Source organism: Bradyrhizobium lablabi (genome assembly GCF_018129385.1).
Lineage (GTDB): Bacteria > Pseudomonadota > Alphaproteobacteria > Rhizobiales > Xanthobacteraceae > Bradyrhizobium > Bradyrhizobium lablabi_C.
The window spans coordinates 32,945-48,732 of record NZ_JAFCLN010000002.1 but is presented as its reverse complement, the minus strand read 5'-3'; the positions used below and the strand labels follow the sequence as shown (position 1 = coordinate 48,732).

At 62.6% G+C, this 15,788-nt stretch carries 15 protein-coding genes; 7 read left to right on the top strand and 8 right to left on the bottom strand.

All coding sequences use genetic code 11. The annotated features are described in order from the left end of the window. Positions 1–465: a 50S ribosomal protein L13 gene (gene rplM / locus JQ628_RS03715; protein ID WP_212219498.1), complete on the bottom strand. Its 465-nt coding sequence runs from the start codon at positions 463–465 to the stop codon at positions 1–3. Positions 466–621: 156 nt separating this feature from the next. After that, positions 622–1,053, bottom strand: a complete 432-nt coding sequence (locus JQ628_RS03710; RefSeq protein ID WP_212219495.1) for a PaaI family thioesterase — start codon at positions 1,051–1,053, stop codon at positions 622–624. Positions 1,054–1,124: 71 nt separating this feature from the next. Between JQ628_RS03710 and JQ628_RS03705 the strand changes: the two genes are divergently transcribed. The 4 genes from JQ628_RS03705 (at position 1,125) to JQ628_RS03690 (ending at position 4,669) form a co-directional block, all read left to right on the top strand. Beyond that, on the top strand, positions 1,125–1,946 hold the full coding sequence (locus JQ628_RS03705) for an enoyl-CoA hydratase (RefSeq protein WP_212219492.1): 822 nt from the start codon (positions 1,125–1,127) through the stop codon (positions 1,944–1,946). 118 nt (positions 1,947–2,064) lie between these two features. Then, a complete protein-coding gene (locus JQ628_RS03700; protein ID WP_212219489.1) occupies positions 2,065–2,649 on the top strand; it encodes a CoA-binding protein in 585 nt (194 codons plus the stop codon). 153 nt (positions 2,650–2,802) lie between these two features. Continuing rightward, positions 2,803–4,083, top strand: a complete 1,281-nt coding sequence (locus tag JQ628_RS03695) for an O-acetylhomoserine aminocarboxypropyltransferase (protein ID WP_212219486.1) — start codon at positions 2,803–2,805, stop codon at positions 4,081–4,083. A gap of 178 nt (positions 4,084–4,261) precedes the next feature. Continuing rightward, on the top strand, positions 4,262–4,669 hold the full coding sequence (locus tag JQ628_RS03690; RefSeq protein ID WP_212219483.1) for a hypothetical protein: 408 nt from the start codon (positions 4,262–4,264) through the stop codon (positions 4,667–4,669). Here JQ628_RS03690 and JQ628_RS03685 read toward each other — a convergent pair. Beyond that, on the bottom strand, positions 4,666–5,757 hold the full coding sequence (locus JQ628_RS03685; protein ID WP_212219480.1) for a COX15/CtaA family protein: 1,092 nt from the start codon (positions 5,755–5,757) through the stop codon (positions 4,666–4,668). The genes JQ628_RS03690 and JQ628_RS03685 overlap by 4 nt on opposite strands. Positions 5,758–5,855: 98 nt before the next feature. On the opposite strand from JQ628_RS03685, the gene JQ628_RS03680 reads away from it, so the two are divergent. After that, positions 5,856–6,062 carry a DUF2842 domain-containing protein gene (locus tag JQ628_RS03680; RefSeq protein ID WP_212219476.1) on the top strand — a complete coding sequence of 69 codons (207 nt, stop codon included), beginning with the start codon at positions 5,856–5,858 and terminating at the stop codon, positions 6,060–6,062. Here the strand turns inward: JQ628_RS03680 and JQ628_RS03675 are convergent. After that, positions 6,034–7,110: a polysaccharide deacetylase family protein gene (locus JQ628_RS03675; protein ID WP_212219473.1), complete on the bottom strand. Its 1,077-nt coding sequence runs from the start codon at positions 7,108–7,110 to the stop codon at positions 6,034–6,036. The two genes, JQ628_RS03680 and JQ628_RS03675, sit on opposite strands and share 29 nt — an antisense overlap. A 117-nt stretch (positions 7,111–7,227) precedes the next feature. Here JQ628_RS03675 and JQ628_RS03670 point away from each other — a divergent pair, with 117 nt between their 5' ends. Beyond that, the gene (locus JQ628_RS03670; RefSeq protein WP_212219470.1) at positions 7,228–8,418 is read left to right on the top strand and encodes a GNAT family N-acetyltransferase; all 1,191 of its coding nucleotides are present in this window, start codon (positions 7,228–7,230) and stop codon (positions 8,416–8,418) included. A gap of 102 nt (positions 8,419–8,520) precedes the next feature. Continuing rightward, positions 8,521–9,375, top strand: a complete 855-nt coding sequence (locus JQ628_RS03665) for an SDR family NAD(P)-dependent oxidoreductase (protein ID WP_212219467.1) — start codon at positions 8,521–8,523, stop codon at positions 9,373–9,375. A 150-nt stretch (positions 9,376–9,525) separates the two neighbouring features. Here the strand turns inward: JQ628_RS03665 and JQ628_RS03660 are convergent, their stop codons facing one another. The 4 genes from JQ628_RS03660 to JQ628_RS03650 all read right to left on the bottom strand — a co-directional run bounded on the left by JQ628_RS03660 (position 9,526) and on the right by JQ628_RS03650 (position 15,521). Beyond that, positions 9,526–10,761, bottom strand: coding sequence for an efflux RND transporter periplasmic adaptor subunit (locus JQ628_RS03660; protein ID WP_212219464.1), 1,236 nt, complete (start codon positions 10,759–10,761; stop codon positions 9,526–9,528). A 37-nt stretch (positions 10,762–10,798) separates the two neighbouring features. Then, a complete protein-coding gene (locus JQ628_RS03655) occupies positions 10,799–14,011 on the bottom strand; it encodes an efflux RND transporter permease subunit (RefSeq protein WP_212219461.1) in 3,213 nt (1,070 codons plus the stop codon). 663 nt (positions 14,012–14,674) lie between these two features. Beyond that, positions 14,675–14,797 carry a hypothetical protein gene (locus JQ628_RS34670; protein ID WP_283815761.1) on the bottom strand — a complete coding sequence of 41 codons (123 nt, stop codon included), beginning with the start codon at positions 14,795–14,797 and terminating at the stop codon, positions 14,675–14,677. A gap of 145 nt (positions 14,798–14,942) precedes the next feature. Next, the gene (locus JQ628_RS03650) at positions 14,943–15,521 is read right to left on the bottom strand and encodes a hypothetical protein (RefSeq protein ID WP_212219458.1); all 579 of its coding nucleotides are present in this window, start codon (positions 15,519–15,521) and stop codon (positions 14,943–14,945) included. Positions 15,522–15,788 lie beyond the last annotated feature (267 nt).

Here is a 15,788-nt window from a genome sequence, read left to right as displayed (position 1 = left end):
TTATGCGGCCCTCATGTTCTTGCGGTTCATCGAAGCGATATCGACCTTCTCGGGGTTCTGCGCCTCATGCGGATGCTCGGCGCCGGGATAGACGCGCAGATTGCCCATCTGCACGCGGCCGAGCGGACCGCGCGGGATCATGCGCTCGATGGCCTTTTCCACCACGCGCTCGGGGAAACGTCCCTCGAGGATCTGCTTCGCCGAGCGCTCCTTGATGCCGCCGATGAAGCCGGTGTGCTTGTAGTACACCTTCTGATCGCGCTTGCGGCCAGTGAGCACGACATGCGCGGCGTTGACGATGATGACGTTGTCACCGCAATCGACATGCGGTGTGTAGGTCGGAAGGTGCTTGCCCCGCAGGCGCATGGCAACGAGGGTGGCGAGGCGGCCGACGACCAGACCCTTGGCGTCGATCACGACCCACTTCTTCTGCACCTCGGCAGGCTTTGCCGAAAAGGTTTTCATGTGAGCGATCCGTGAAAATGGAAATCGGCGCAAAAGGCGCGCCGAACTGGGTGGCTTTCTAGAGAACGCAGGCGCAGGCGTCAACGACCATCGCAAGAAATAAATCAAATAAAAACAATAGCTTATAAATATGGTGTGATATTACCTCACAAAACCTTATTTAGTTGGAATGGAATAAGTCGCCGTTACGTGCGCGATCGGGTCGGGAGAATCCCCTGACAACAGCGTCACCTCGCCCACTGCGAGCCGCTTGCCGAGCTTGAGGAGCTTTGCTTCCGCCAGCACATCCTGGCCCGGCGCGCCCTTGCGCAGGAAATTGATGTTGAGATTGGTGGTCACAGCAAGGCCCACCGGGCCGATCGCCGACAGCACCACCACATACATCGCGCAGTCGGCGAGCGCCATCAGCGTCGGCCCCGACACGGTGCCGCCAGGGCGCAGCATGCGTTCGCTGAAAGGCTCGCGCACCAGACAGGTCTTGCCGTCAGCCCGCTCGATCTTGACGGTGCTGCCGGCGCCAAAGACCTGCGGGAATTCCCGCCGCAGGAACTGCTCGAGCTCCGGCACGCTCATTTTCGCAACTGCCATGTGCTTCCTGCCCTCGATTCAGCGTGTCTGTTACATTAAGTTCACGGCTGCTCAAGCCGGAAGAATCCTCGATGCCCCAGACCGCCCGCGCCGCGCAGCCGCAAACGTCCATTCTCCTCCGCGAGAATGTCGGCAGCATTGCCATGCTGACGCTCAACCGCCCGGCGGCGCGCAACAGCCTGTCGGAGGGAATGATCGCCGAGCTCCACGCCGCATTGGATGAAATCCGCGACGACAAGAGCGTGCGCGGCGTCGTCATCGCGGCCAATGGACCGGCCTTCTCCGCCGGCCATGACATGAAGGAATTGACCGCGCGCCGCAGCGATGCCGATCGCGGCCGCGCCTATTTTGCGGAAATCATGAATGCCTGTAGCGCGATGATGCAGGCGATCGTGCGCCTGCCGAAGCCCGTGGTGGCCTCCGTGCAGGGCATCGCCACCGCCGCCGGCTGCCAGCTCGTCGCAAGCTGCGATCTCGCGGTCGCTTCGGAAGCTGCGAGCTTTGCCACGCCCGGCGTCGATATCGGGCTGTTCTGCTCGACGCCAATGGTGGCGCTGTCGCGCAATGTGCCGCGCAAGCAAGCGATGGAGATGCTGCTCACGGGCGAGCCGATCTCGGCGGAAACCGCGCACGGCATCGGCCTCGTCAACCGCGTGGTCCCCGCAGGTACCGAGCGCGAGGCCGCGATTGCGCTCGCGCAAAAGGTTGCGCTGAAGTCGGCCTATACGGTCAAGCTCGGCAAGGAGGCGTTCTATCGCCAGGCCGAAATGAGCCTAGCCGACGCCTACCGCTACGCGGCCGAAGTGATGACCGAGAACATGATGGCGCGCGACGCCGAGGAAGGCATCGGCGCCTTCATCGAAAAGCGCGAGCCGAAATGGCAGGATAAGTGATCCTCATCCTGAGGAGCCGCGCCAGCGGCGTCTCGAAGGATGCAGGCCCGTCTGTGGCCTCATGGTTCGAGACGCGCGAAGACGCGCTCCTCACCATGAGGGTCGAGAAAGATCAGAGATGAACCACGACAGTTACGACGACAACTACATCCGCGGCATCCTCAACGGCGTGAAATCGATCGCGATGGTGGGCGCCTCGCCCGTCAATGTGCGGCCGAGCTATTTTGCCTTCAAGTATCTGGCGCAGCGCGGCTACGACATGATCCCGGTCAATCCCGGCCATGTCGGCAAGGAGCTGCTCGGCAAGCCGTTCGTGGCCTCGCTCTCCGACATCGGCCGCCCCGTCGACATGATCGACATCTTTCGCAATTCCAGCCACATCATGCCGGTGGTCGAGGAAGCCTTGAGACTGCCGCAGCCGCCGAAGGTGATCTGGATGCAGCTCGGCGCGCGCGACGATGCCGCAGCTGAAAAGGCCGAGGCCGCCGGCATCAAGGTCGTGATGAACCGCTGCCCGAAAATCGAGTACGGCCGGCTGTCGTCGGAAATTTCCTGGATGGGCGTCAACTCGCGCACCCTCAGCTCCAAGCGCGCACCGATTCCGGTGCAGGGCCAGCGCCTGTCGCTCAATCGCATGAGCGTCGGCGGCGGCAACACGGCTGCGTCTGACCGTGCCGCGAAGAACAAGAGCGAGCTGAGCTGACGCGATTGTGAAACATTTTATCGTGCCGCGCGGCAAAGCGAAGCATGGCCGTTTCGAAGCCGCGCGGAATTTCCGAGCCGCCTTGACGGCAGCCGCCTCCCCCATCAGCATGCCGCGCGATTTGCATCCAGCCCCAACAACAGGACGGACAGAATGACCGAACGTCTCCCGGGATTTTCGACCCTCGCGGTGCATGCGGGCGCGCAGCCCGATCCCACCACCGGCGCGCGGGCGACGCCGATCTACCAGACCACGTCATTCGTGTTCAACGACGCCGACCATGCCGCGTCCCTGTTCGGCCTGCAGGCGTTCGGCAACATCTATACGCGCATCGGCAACCCGACCAACGCGGTGCTGGAAGAGCGCGTCGCCGCGCTCGAAGGCGGCACTGCGGCGCTGGCGGTCGCCTCCGGACACGCCGCGCAGGTGGTCGTGCTACAGCAGCTCATGATGCCCGGCGACGAAGTGCTGGCGGCGCGAAAGCTTTATGGCGGCTCGATCAACCAGTTCACCCACGCCTTCAAGAGTTTTGGCTGGAACGTGGCCTGGGCCGACCCCGACGATGTCTCAAGCTTTGAGCGCGCGGTGACGCCGCACACCAAGGCGATCTTCATCGAATCCATCGCCAACCCCGCGGGCAGCATCACCGACATCGAGGCCATCGCCGCGGTGGCGCGCAAGGCCGGCGTGCCGCTGATCGTCGACAACACGCTGGCGACGCCCTATCTGATCCGCCCGATCGACCACGGCGCCGACATCGTCGTGCATTCGCTGACGAAGTTTCTGGGCGGGCACGGCAACTCGCTCGGCGGCATCATCGTCGATGCCGGCACCTTCGACTGGTCGAAGGATAACAAATATCCGATGCTGAGCGAGCCGCGTCCGGAATATCACGGCATCCGGATCCAGGAGACGTTTGGCAACTTCGCCTTCGCGATCGCCTGCCGCGTGCTGGGCCTGCGCGACCTCGGGCCGGCGCTGTCGCCGTTCAACGCCTTCATGATCCTGACGGGCATCGAGACGCTGCCGCTGCGCATGCAAAGGCATTGCGAGAATGCGAAGGCGGTTGCGGAATTCCTCGCCGGCCATCCCGCCGTTGCCGCCGTGAATTACTCCGGCCTGCCGGGCGACAAGTACAATCAGCTCGCACGCAAATATGCTCCGAAGGGCGCAGGCGCGGTGTTCACCTTCAGCCTGAAGGGCGGCTATGACGCCGGCGTCAATCTGGTGTCGAACCTGAAGCTGTTCTCGCATCTGGCCAATGTCGGCGACACCCGTTCGCTGGTAATCCATCCGGCCTCGACCACCCACAGCCAGCTCGACGATGCCGCCAAGGTCAAATCCGGCGCCGCGCCCGACGTGGTGCGGCTGTCGATCGGCATCGAGGACAAGGAAGATCTGATCGCGGATCTCGAGCAGGCGCTGAGTGCGTGACCTCATGGTGAGGAGCGCGCCCTTTGCGCGCGTCTCGAACCATGAAAGCCCCGGGTGCGGCCATCCTTCGAGACGGCCGCTTTCGCGGCCTCCTCAGGATGAGGACTTATGAATTTCCGTTAACACTCCCGCGGCCGAAAGCTGGCATTCTGCTCTTTAGCTAGATTCGGAGCCGAAGATGCTGCGCTGGACCGTGCCGCTGATTGCCGCTGGTGCCGTTGTCGTCACGCCAGTGCTTGCCGCCGACGGCCCGCCTCCGCCCAAGCGCAAGACCTATAACGCGGCCCGCCAGTTGCCGCCGGGTCTGCCGCGCGCGAATTACAAATATCGCACCACGGTGGCGCCGGCCTATAAGTACCCGGTCGTGATCGAGGCCGATCCGGATGCGCTGATCTCGCCGGCCTATGGTCCGGGCAGCTATGTCGAAAACCTGCCGGGCACGCCGCTGCTGCCGGGCTCCACCACGATCCCCGGCTATTATGGCCGCGCCTTCTCCTATGATTATCAGGGCCCCTATTACGGCGGCCCGTATGTCGACTATTGGTGGCGCCTGCCCTATGCCTGCGGCGTCTACGGCTACTGCTAGCCGGGCTGCCCGATCGGAATAGCCGAATCTTTCGCCCGCGGCTGCGCCTGTCGCATGGCAAAACGCTCGGCCTGTAGCACCGCCAGCGTCAGCACCACGATCGCGACGGCTTGATGCGCCAGCGCCAGATCGATCGGCACCTGGTTGAGCAGCGTGAGGATGCCGAGCGTTGCCTGCACAATGATGGCAGCCACCATCCACCACGCACCGCCAATCACGGCCGACGCGGCCCGCGCCCTCGTCGCGTCAATCGCATGCCACAGCGCCAGCGCCAGCAGCGCATAAGCGGTCATGCGGTGCTCGAACTGCACCGTCAGCGTATTGTCGAACAGGTTGCGCCACCACGGCTCCTCGAAGAACAGCCGCGCGGTTGACGGAATGAAGGCGCCGTCGATCTCGGGCCAGGTGTTGTACACCCGCCCTGCACGCAAGCCCGCGACCAGCGCGCCGAAATAGATTTGCAGGAACGTCAGCGCCAGCAGCGCCACGCTCGTGATCTTCAGCCGCAACGGCGCAATGATTGGCGGGCGCTCGCTCATCCGCCGCAGCGTCCAGACGATCGCGGAGAAAATGATCAGCGCCAGCAACAGGTGCACGGCGAGGCGATATTGCGACACCTCGGTTCGCTGCGACAGGCCCGAGGCCACCATCCACCAGCCGATTGCGCCCTGCAATGCGCCAAGGCCGAAGATCAACCACAGCCGCCGCTTCAGTTCCGCATTGAACGCGCCGCGCCACAGGAACCAGAGGAACGGCAACAGATACGCCATGCCGATGAAGCGGCCGAGCAGGCGGTGGCTCCACTCCCACCAGAAGATGGTCTTGAATTCGCCAAGGCTCATGCCCGCATTGAGCTCGCGATATTGCGGGATTTTCTTGTAGCCCTCAAAAGCCTCGTGCCACTGCGCATCGGTCAATGGCGGGAGCGTGCCGGTGACCGGCTTCCACTCCACGATCGACAGCCCGGATTCCGTCAGCCGCGTGGCGCCGCCGACCAGCACCATCAGCGCGATCAGCGCGGCGACCGCCAGCAGCCACCACCGCACGGCGCGGCTGGCCGACATGGACTGTGCTGAAATACCGGTCATCAAAGGGGCATGTGCTTGATTGAATTGGCGCGCCCCTTATAGTCCGCCCCCTCCCGCGCGCAAGGCGCGTTCCCCTCACGAAATCAGCATTTTCCGTCATGACCATCCGCACCCGGAAATTCCTTGGAACCATCGCCCTGCTGGTGCTGGTCATCGTGTGGTCGCTGACCGGCATGGCGGTGGCGCAGATGCCGTGGCTGGCGGGTTCCGGCATCGCGCAAGCGATCTTCTACGTCGTGGCCGGCCTCGGCTGGGTGCTGCCGGCGATGCCGATCGTTAGCTGGATGTCAAAGCCTGACGCGTAAGCTGGCTGCTCCGCGTCGGCGCCACCGGCGCAAAGGTGAAGCCGGAGAGGATCACCCGCATCATCCGCAGCGAGCGCTGGCGCCCGTCCCAGTCGATACGGGGCAGCGCGTGCAGATTGGTGCGGCCGAGCGGCTCGATCACGCCCGACAGCCCCGAGACTGCGCTGGCAAATCCCGCCTCGTCTGCCATCACCACGTGCTGCCGCCGCCAGGCCTCGCGATCGCCGAACGGGTAGGCAAAATGCCGGACCTCACGGTGGAACGCGGCTTCCGTCACCGCCTTGCCCATCGCGATCTCGCGCTGCGCGTCGGCATCGCGCAGGCTCGACAGCGCGGGGTAGTTCACCGTCGCGCTGCCGATCGTGCAGTTCGGATCGGATGCCAGCTTGCCCAGATCGTCCCAGTCCATCGATGCCTCGTGCGAGAGCGCCTCCATGTCGACAGAATAGCGCTTGCAGAGATCCTTGATCGCAAAGGCCTGATCGGCGGGCGGCAGCGAACGCAGCCATTCGGAGAGCAGTTCAAACAGCTCGTACTTGGCCTGCGTTTGATAGATCATGAAGTGCCGCTCCTGCCGGTCCATCACCAGGCTGATGCGGCTTTCGCGTCCGATCATCTGTTCGAGCGCTAGCCACCAGGCCTGCCCGAGCCCATCCGGAAACGCGGTCGGCAGATAGACGGTATAGGGGACGCCGTACTTCTCGAGGATCGGATGAGCGTTGGTGATGAAGTCCTTGTAACCGCCATCAAACGTGATCGCTGCAAATCGCTCGCGCGAAGGTGGCGACACAGCCCGTTGGCACACTTCGTCCATCGAAACGATGTCGTATTTCCAGCGCTTCAGCGCGCGGATGGTCCGATCGAGAAATCTCGGTGTGATTTCCTGCGCCTGATGCGGCTGGAAGCCGCCCAGCCGCCGCGGCCGCACGCGATGGAACCGCAGCACGACACCCGCCCCGCCGGTTTGGCGCTGCTTCAGCCTCGCATAGAAGCTGAAGTAGGCGAGTTCCATCTGCGCCCGCTTCACGAACCGGTTCTCTGACGCCAAGATCCCACCCCAAAACACGCCCCGCGGCGGCGGCATTGTTATTACTCTTTGTTGACGTTTCCCTGCGAAGGTCGCGCCAACGCCAAAAATGTAAACAATTTCCTAGCAGGTGTCGCGATGACCATGGCTGCCGCGATCGAGAGCCGGACGGCGCAGGCAAACACGTGGTCCAAGCCGAACCGCATCGCCACCGTCGACATCCTGGCCGATCTCGGCCAGGCGCAAGCGATCTGGCGCCAACTGGAAGAGCAGCAGCAATCCCACACCCCGTATCAGCGCTTTGACTTCCTTGCCGCCTGGCAGCGCGAGGTCGGCCAGCGCGAAGGCCTTTCGCCCCTTATCGTCGTCGCTACCGATGCCGAACGCCGTCCGCTGCTGCTGCTTCCGCTCGCGCTCGGCCGCAAGCACGGCGTCAGGGTCGCAAGTTTCATGGGCGGCAAGCATTCGACCTTCAACATGGCGCTGTGGGACGGCGAGTTTGCGGAAAGCGCCGGTCTCTCCGACATGGAGGCCTTGATCGCTGATATCGCCGCGCGCGGCGAGGCCGACGTGCTGGCGCTGTACCAGCAGCCGACCCGCTGGCGCGACCAGCCCAACCCGATGGCGCTGCTACCGCATCAGCCTTCCGCCAATGACTGCCCGTTGCTTGCCATGGAACCGGGCGCGGCTCCCGCAGCCCTGATCTCCAACTCGTTCCGGCGGCGGCTGAAGGGCAAGGAACGCAAGCTGCAATCCCTGCCCGGCTTCCGCTCTTACGTCGCCGGAACCGAAGCCGACGTCGCGCGGCTGCTCGACTGGTTCTTCCGCATCAAGCCGCAGCGTATGGCGGAACAGAAGCTGCCCAACGTGTTCGCCGATCCCGGCGTGGAGGATTTCGTCCGCACGGCCTGCACAACGCCGATCAAGGCCGGCGGCCGTGCCATCGATATCCATGCGCTGGAGTGCGACGAAGAGGTGATCGCGATTTTTGCGGGCGTCGCCGACGGCCACCGCTTTTCGATGATGTTCAACACCTACACCATGTCGGCGAACGCAAAATACAGCCCCGGCCTGATCCTGATGCGTGACATCATCGACCACTACGCCGGCAAGGGTTATCGTGCGCTCGATCTCGGCATCGGCTCCGACGATTACAAGCGGCTGTTCTGCAAGGGCAACGAGCCGATCTTTGACAGCTTCTTGCCGCTCAGCGCCCGCGGCAAGATGGCGGCGACCGCGATGTCCGCACTCAACCGCGCCAAGCGGATGGTGAAGCAGAACCCGGCGCTGTTCGAGATGGCGCACAAGCTGCGCAGCGCGCTGCGGTAAAATTATCTCTCGCATGTGACCTGCGTGAAGACCTGACATGCCCATCAGGGCATGGCGGATGCGGTGCATTGGGTTAGAAGTATCTGCCCCGGAGGAACCGCCGTGCCCCATCCCGCCATTGCCAAGGATAATGTTGCCGTCATCACCGGAGGCGCGTCCGGCATCGGACTTGCCGCTGCGATGCGCTTTGCCGCTGATGGCATGAAGGTTTGCATTGCCGATATCGGCGCCGACCGCCTCAAAGAAGCTGAAACAAAACTGTCATCCGCCTCGCCCGCCGGCGGCGCGAATGTCATGACATCTGCGGTCGATGTCAGCCGCGCGGACGAACTGGTGGCCCTGGAAAGCGCTGTGCAAAAGCGGTTCGGCGGCACCGATATCCTCATGAACAATGCCGGCATTTCGCCCGGCGCAAAAATGTTCGGTCCGCTGGAGAACTGGCAGCGCCTGCTCGCGGTCAATCTCTGGGGCGTGATCCACGGCTCGCAGGTTTTTGCCCCGCACATGATCGAGCGCGGCAGACCGGGCCTCATCATCAACACCGGCTCCAAGCAGGGCATCACGACCCCGCCGGGCGAGCCCGCCTATAATGTCAGCAAGGCCGGCGTGAAGGCATTCACCGAGGCGCTACAGTACGAGCTGCGCAACACCGAGGGCTGCCGGATCAGCGCGCACCTGCTGATCCCCGGCCATGTCTTCACCGGCCTGACCGCGCGCGGCCGTACCGAAAAGCCGCCCGGCGCCTGGACGGCTGAGCAGACCGTCGACTTCATGATCGAACGGCTGGAAGCCGGCGACTTCTACATCCTGTGCCCGGACAACGACGTGCCGCGCAGCCTGGATGAGCGGCGGATCCTGTGGGCGGCCGGCGACATCGTCGAGAACCGCCCTGCGCTCTCACGCTGGCATCCGGATTATGCGGATGCGTTTGCGGCGTTTACTAAGGGCGCCAGTTGATATGGTGCCGGTGACGGCGCGGGCGCGCTTGCGTTTTCAGATTCGATTTTCAAACAGCCACACCTTGACCACCTCGACGAAACCGCGTTCCGAAGAGTGGTATTAGCTCTCCTGTTTGTTGTCGGGCGCGGTGTTGATTTATGACGAGAGCTAGGAGTTCTCGCGAACCATCTGCGGCTGAACTGCCGTTCTCAGTGGCGGCACACCCTTGGTGCTTGCAACCACTGGCGTCTCGTCCGATAGGCCCTCGATCACCTCGCTGCGACCGTTATCGGTGAGACCCGTCTTGATGGCGAGGCGTGTGATCCGGTTGTCAGTGATGGTGTACACGAAATTGCCGTCACGATCCGAACCTACAGCCGTGGCGGGCACGGTAAGCGCATCGGGGTGCCGGTTCATCTCCAGTGAGACCTCCGCATAGGTGCCCGGATAAAGCCGTTCCGCGGGGTTGGGCAAATCGATCTCTGTACGCATGTTGCGGGTCTCGGGATCGAGACGCAGAGAGAAACGGGTTACCTTGCCGATGAACGGCTTACCGCCGAAGCCAGCCGGCTTGACGATGGCCGGATCGCCGACGTGAACGTGAGGTACCTCATTCTCCGGAACGTCGCAGAACACGCGGATCGTGTCGATCCGCTGCACCGTGAAGAGTGACCCTGCGGACGGCGTCGTCCGCGTGGCCGTTGCGGCCTGGACCAAATCGCCCCGGTTCACCTGACGCCGCGCCACTACGCCATCGAAGGGCGCCACGATCTGCGTATACGTGAGCAGCGCCTTGATCCTCTCCACGGACGCGGCGGCGACGTCGATTTCGTTGGCCGCGAGGGCGCGGTTTGCTTCTGCAACGCCGAGATCCGCCTTGGCGATATCAGCGTTGGCATGCACCTGATCGAGCGTCTGACTACTGATGAAATTCCGTCCCTCGCCTAGCTGATCCCGGTCCTTTGCCAGGGCGGTCTGAAGGAACAGGTTCGCCTTGGCGTGGTCAACTTGGCTGCGCGCGCTCTCTAGTGAACTTTTTCTGGATGCGAGCTGGGCCTCGGCTTCGGCAAGCTGCTGCTTGAGTTCGGGGACGTCGATCACCGCAAGCACCTGACCCGCCTTCACGTGATCGCCGATATCGACGCGAACATCCGACAGGTATCCGGAGACATTGGCGAAGAGATCCGTTTGCTCAAAGGCTTCGAGGCTGGCGTTGGTTTGGAGACGGTGAGCCACCGTAACGCGGCGCGGACGCACAACCTCGACCCGCGAGGAGGTATCCGCCGTTGTTGATTTCACTGGCGATGGCGATGCCGCCAGTTGCTGCTCGGCAACGATACCCGCCGCACCGACGCCGACCACGACTACCAAGACCTTTATGCCGGTTCGACTCGTAAAACTCATTGTGTTCGCCTTTTTGAATCCGTCTCGCCGTTTTTGCTCATTCCGCCGCCTGAGCATGCCCAGCGCGTCCGTCGCCACGATCCGACACCGAGGCGAGCCGCGGCTCCGGCTCGAAATAGCGGCTGTGCGGGTCGTCGGGATCGAGCGACGCGGAGATCCGGGCATGCCGCGACTGGAGTATGGCCAGGATCGCCGGCAGGATGATGAGCGTGGCGCATGTTGCGCCGAGGAGACCGCCGATCACCGCCCGCCCGAGCGGTGCGCTTTGCTCTCCGCCTTCGCCAAGGCCTAGCGCCATCGGCATCATCCCGGCCAGCATCGCAAAACTGGTCATCAGGATCGGACGCAGACGGCTCCGTGCGCCTTCTATTGCTGCCTCCCATGGTTGGCGGCCCGCGACCCGGCTGCGCTCGGCGAAAGTCACGAGCAGGATGGCGTTTGCCACGGCCACGCCGATCGCCATGATCGCGCCCATGAAGGACTGAATGTTGAGCGTGGTCCGGGTGAGCCAAAGCATGAGTACGACCCCGGCGACGACGGCCGGAATCGTCAACCCCACCGCCAGGGAAAGCCGGAACGATTGGAAATTGGCGGTCAGCAGCAGAAGAATGACAAACACCGCCATCAAGAGTCCCAGACGCAGGCCTCCGAACATTTCCACCATTGGCTGGACTTGCCCGCGCATGATCACGTTCACCCGATCGGGTGGCTTTCCCGTATCGTTGATCGCCTGCTGCACACGGGCTGCCGTGCGTCCGAGATCCTCGCCCGAGATGTTTGCACTCAGCGTCAGCATGCGCTGCATGTTGTAGCGGTCATATTCGCCGAGCGCCGTGTCGTCGGTGACGCCGGCCACGTTGCGCAGGTCGATCTGTCCGCCCGACCGGCGAGCGATGGGGAGGTTTTTCACCTCCTCCGGTGAATTCATCCGGTGCTCGGGGATCTCGACTTGCACCTGATAACCAATGCCGCTCTTGGGATCAGGCCAGTAATTCGCGGAAGTGTAGCGACTGGATGACGTGCCGGCGACGACCGATTTAGCCACATCATCCGCCGTCACCCCCAGTACGCCCGCTCGCTCGCGATCTACGTTGACCTTCAGGGTCGGGTAATCGAGTTCCTGCTCGAATCCCAGGTCTCGCAGCGTCGGCACCTCTGCCAATTTGGCTCGGAGCTTGTCGGCGTATTGGCGGCTATCGGCAAGGTTCGGCCCACTCACCGCCACTTCGATGGGGGTCGGCGCGCCGAAGCTCATCACGCGGCTGACGATGTCGCTTGGCTCGAATGAGAAGCGTATACCCGGCAGTTCCCGGGACAATTTCTGACGCAGCCGCTCCTTCAAATCCTCGATGCGCATTCCGGCATTGTGCTTGAGCTGCACCTGTAACACCGCTTCCTCGGAGCCGGAACTCCAGAGGTAAATGGTATTGATGGGATAATTAGGCGGCTGCGTGCCGACAAAACCGAGGCTGATGTCCACATTATCAGGCCCGACCTCGCGCTTGATCACGTCGAGTGTCTGCAGCGCGATCCGCTCGGTGCGCTCGATGCGCGTTCCCGCCGGAGCCCGGAGATGCAATTGGAGCTGGCCGGTATCCACGATCGGAAAAATCTCGGTGCCGAGCGAACTGCCGACCACGAGAATGATTGCGCCGCTGATCATGAGATAGGAAAGCACGACGATGCGTCGCCGTCTCATGATGACGCGCAGGAACCGATCGTACCTGGCACGCAGCTGATCGAAAAACGTTTCTTGCGGCTTTTGGTGTGCGTCGAGATTGCGCAATAGCCAGACCGACAATATCGGCACAAAGGTACTGGAAAGCAGATACGACCCCACCATCGCGAATCCGACTGCCAAGGCCAGAGGTACGAACAGGTTGTGCGCAGCGCCGGTCATGAAGAAGGCGGGAATGAACACCGCCAGGACGCAGAGCATCGCCACGAATCGAGGCAGCGTCGTCTCGGCCGTGGCCTCGCTGGCGGCACGAGGAAGGCTGCGGCCGTCGGCAAGGCGAGTATGGATGTTCTCGATGGTGACTGTCGCCTCGTCGACCAGGATGCCGACAGCCAACGCCAACCCGCCCAAGGTCATGATGTTGATGGTCTGGCCCGATACCCAGAGCGCCGTCACCGAGGCGAGAATCGCAAGCGGAATGTTCAAGACCACAACGAGCGAACTGCGCCAATCCCGCAGAAACAGCAGCACCATGAGGCCGGTGAACACCGCGCCGAGAGCGCCTTCGATAAACAGGCCCTGAATGGCGCGCGTCACGTAGGGGGACTGGTCGAACTGGTAACTGACCTCAACATCATCGGGCAGCACGGACTGGAAGCGTGGCAGGTTGGCTTTGACGGCCTGGACGACCGCGAGCGTGGAAGCGTCCGCTCGTTTGGTGACTGGGATGTAGACCGTGCGGCGTCCATTCACCAGCGCGTAGCCGGTCTGGATGTCGGCGCCGTCTTCGACCGATCCGACGTCGCGTATGAAGATCGTCTGCGTTCCGTGCGAGCGGATGGGAATGTTGTTCAGGCCCTTGATATCCCCGACGACGGAGTTGACCGGCACCATTGGCATGAGGTCGCCGATGCGGACATTACCCGAAGGGCTGACCGTGTTGCCTCTACCTAAAGCCTGCACCACCTCGTCGGGAGACATATTGTAGGAGCGCAGCTTGTCAGGATTCAAGCTAACGAGGATGGTGCGCTGGCTCGAGCCAAAGGGCGGCGGCGCCGACACGCCTGGCAAGGTCGCGAACAAGGGGCGCACCTTGAACAGCGCGGCGTCCTGAAGCTCCGCGACGGTTTTCGTCTTGCTGGAGAAGACGAGGTCGCCGACCGGAACGCTGCCACCGTCGAATCGCATCACGAAAGGCGGCACGGTTCCGGCTGGCATGAAGGAGCGGGCGCGGTCGACGTAACCGACCGTCTCGGCCGTGGCCTGCGCCATGTTGGTGCCGGGATGGAATTGGAGCTTGATCAGCCCTACACCCTGGATCGATTTGCTTTCGACATGCTCGATGCCGGTGATGTAGAGGAAGTGGTATTCATAATAGTTGACGATGAACCCTTCCATCTGAGCCGGATCCATGCCGCCGTACGGCTGAGCCACGTACAGGACCGGCACACCGAGGTCCGGGAAGATATCCCGCGACATGCGATCGACCGCCAGAAGTCCTACCAATGCAACGGCTACGACCATCGCCAAAAGCGAGATCGGGCGTCGCAATGCAAACGACACCAGGTTCATCAGGCCGCCCTAGCCGGTTTCACCGCGCCAAGCGCGTCCGAGCGGAACCAGCGGAAGCTGGCGGGACATTTCGGAGAGGTGTGGTTCACATGTCCGTCCAAATGCTCAGCTTCCGAGGTCCAACGATCTCGGGCATGAGCAGAACTTGGACGGCGAACCGTCTTGGAATGCCGGGGGTCTGCGGGCCCCGACGCCAGATGACGACCCAGCATTGCAATCAACTGCGGTCGTCTCAAGTAAATTAAGTTTCACGTTTGCCAAACCCGATCCGCACGAATTTGTGAAGCGCGCGCTCGAAAACTCATTTGAGTGAACCTGGCAAGGAAGCCCGCTTGCAATGGCCGATCGCATGTGTTGCGCCGGCCGAAATTGCCGGTGAGTTCATCACCGGAGCGCGTGTTCATAAATCGAGTTGTGGCTGAAGCATCGCAGCCGAGACGGCGGCAATGCCGCCAAATTTGCCCGACGTGACAACGAACGTCATCCACCTGACCGGATCGCTCAACCCCGATCACCAGACCGTCCGTGAAGTCATGAAGTAAGCGAATAGCCTAGCGACCGGGCGATCGCACGACCGCGACCCGTCAGGGTATTTTCCGCAACGAAATCGTTGTTCCGGTACGGAAGTACGCAAACAAACGCCCGGCGGAACGGATGGGATTATCAGGAGCAAATCCAGATAATCGCTACCGCCAGCGGCAAGCCTATGCCAAGAGCGGCGGCAATCGTGGATGTGAATGCGAAGAGCAAATCTTCTTCGGCCTGCACTTTGTCGAGTTCTGGCATGGCTTACTCCACCAATTGGAGAGCCAGGAGCCGTCACCGGGACGGGTGATAAACGAGCTCGTTGGCCCACGCACACTGTGTTCAGCAGCCCCGCCCAACGGGTGCCTGAAGATGGTTAACAAAGCATTAACGGCGATCCCGATGCTCATCGGGTTTTTACCGCCGCGCAGAACTGTTCCGTGACCGCTGCTGTTTCCTCGGCGGCGTTCCAGCCGTTCGTCTCGGCGTTTTCCTTAGCCAACTTTTGCTCGTTCTGAAGCATCTTTTTGATGAGCGCGTACGGCTTCCAGTCGGCCCTGGACAGCTTGACGGGGGGCGCACCGCAGACGTTGTGGGCAATCGCTTTCTGCACGCTGGTGCTGACGTCGCTCATGTGGGCCTCGACCACGGCGGTGAAGCGCGCCTTGGCGTATTGGCTGTTGGCTGCGATGAAGTCCTTGCAGAAGGTGACCCGTTGCCCCCCGTCGCGGGCCTTGATGTAGGCCGTCTGCGCTTCGTAATGGACGCGGTACGCGAGTTTGTTGGCGTTCGCGTCGGATTTCACCGCTTCGAGCACGGCGCGGTGGTCACCCAAAGTGGCGTCATTGACCCTGATGTCACATGCCTTGGCAAGGGAGACGACCGGGATATAGGCCCGCACCTTGGCTTCCAAGGCATCGTTGGCGTGCGCAACTGGTGCGAACAGGCTGGCGCCGACAGCGAAAGCAGCGAGACAGCGTATCATTGTGGCATGCTCCAGATCACCGAACAGCGGGCGGCGGCGGAGTCGGGATCGCGGCTGGCCGCGCACACGAGCGCGCGACCCAGCCGCGAAGCGTCCAGCCCGGAAAAACGGGTTGAGCAACTTACTGTGCGAATTCCTTGGGCGACTGTCGAGCGGCGGCATTGATCTGGATCACGCCGTCCGGTCGCCGCTATCTATTCCGCGCCGCAACCTGCCGTCGGGGATTACCCCGGCCCGAACGCACCGGTCAGGAATCAGCGGTGGTCC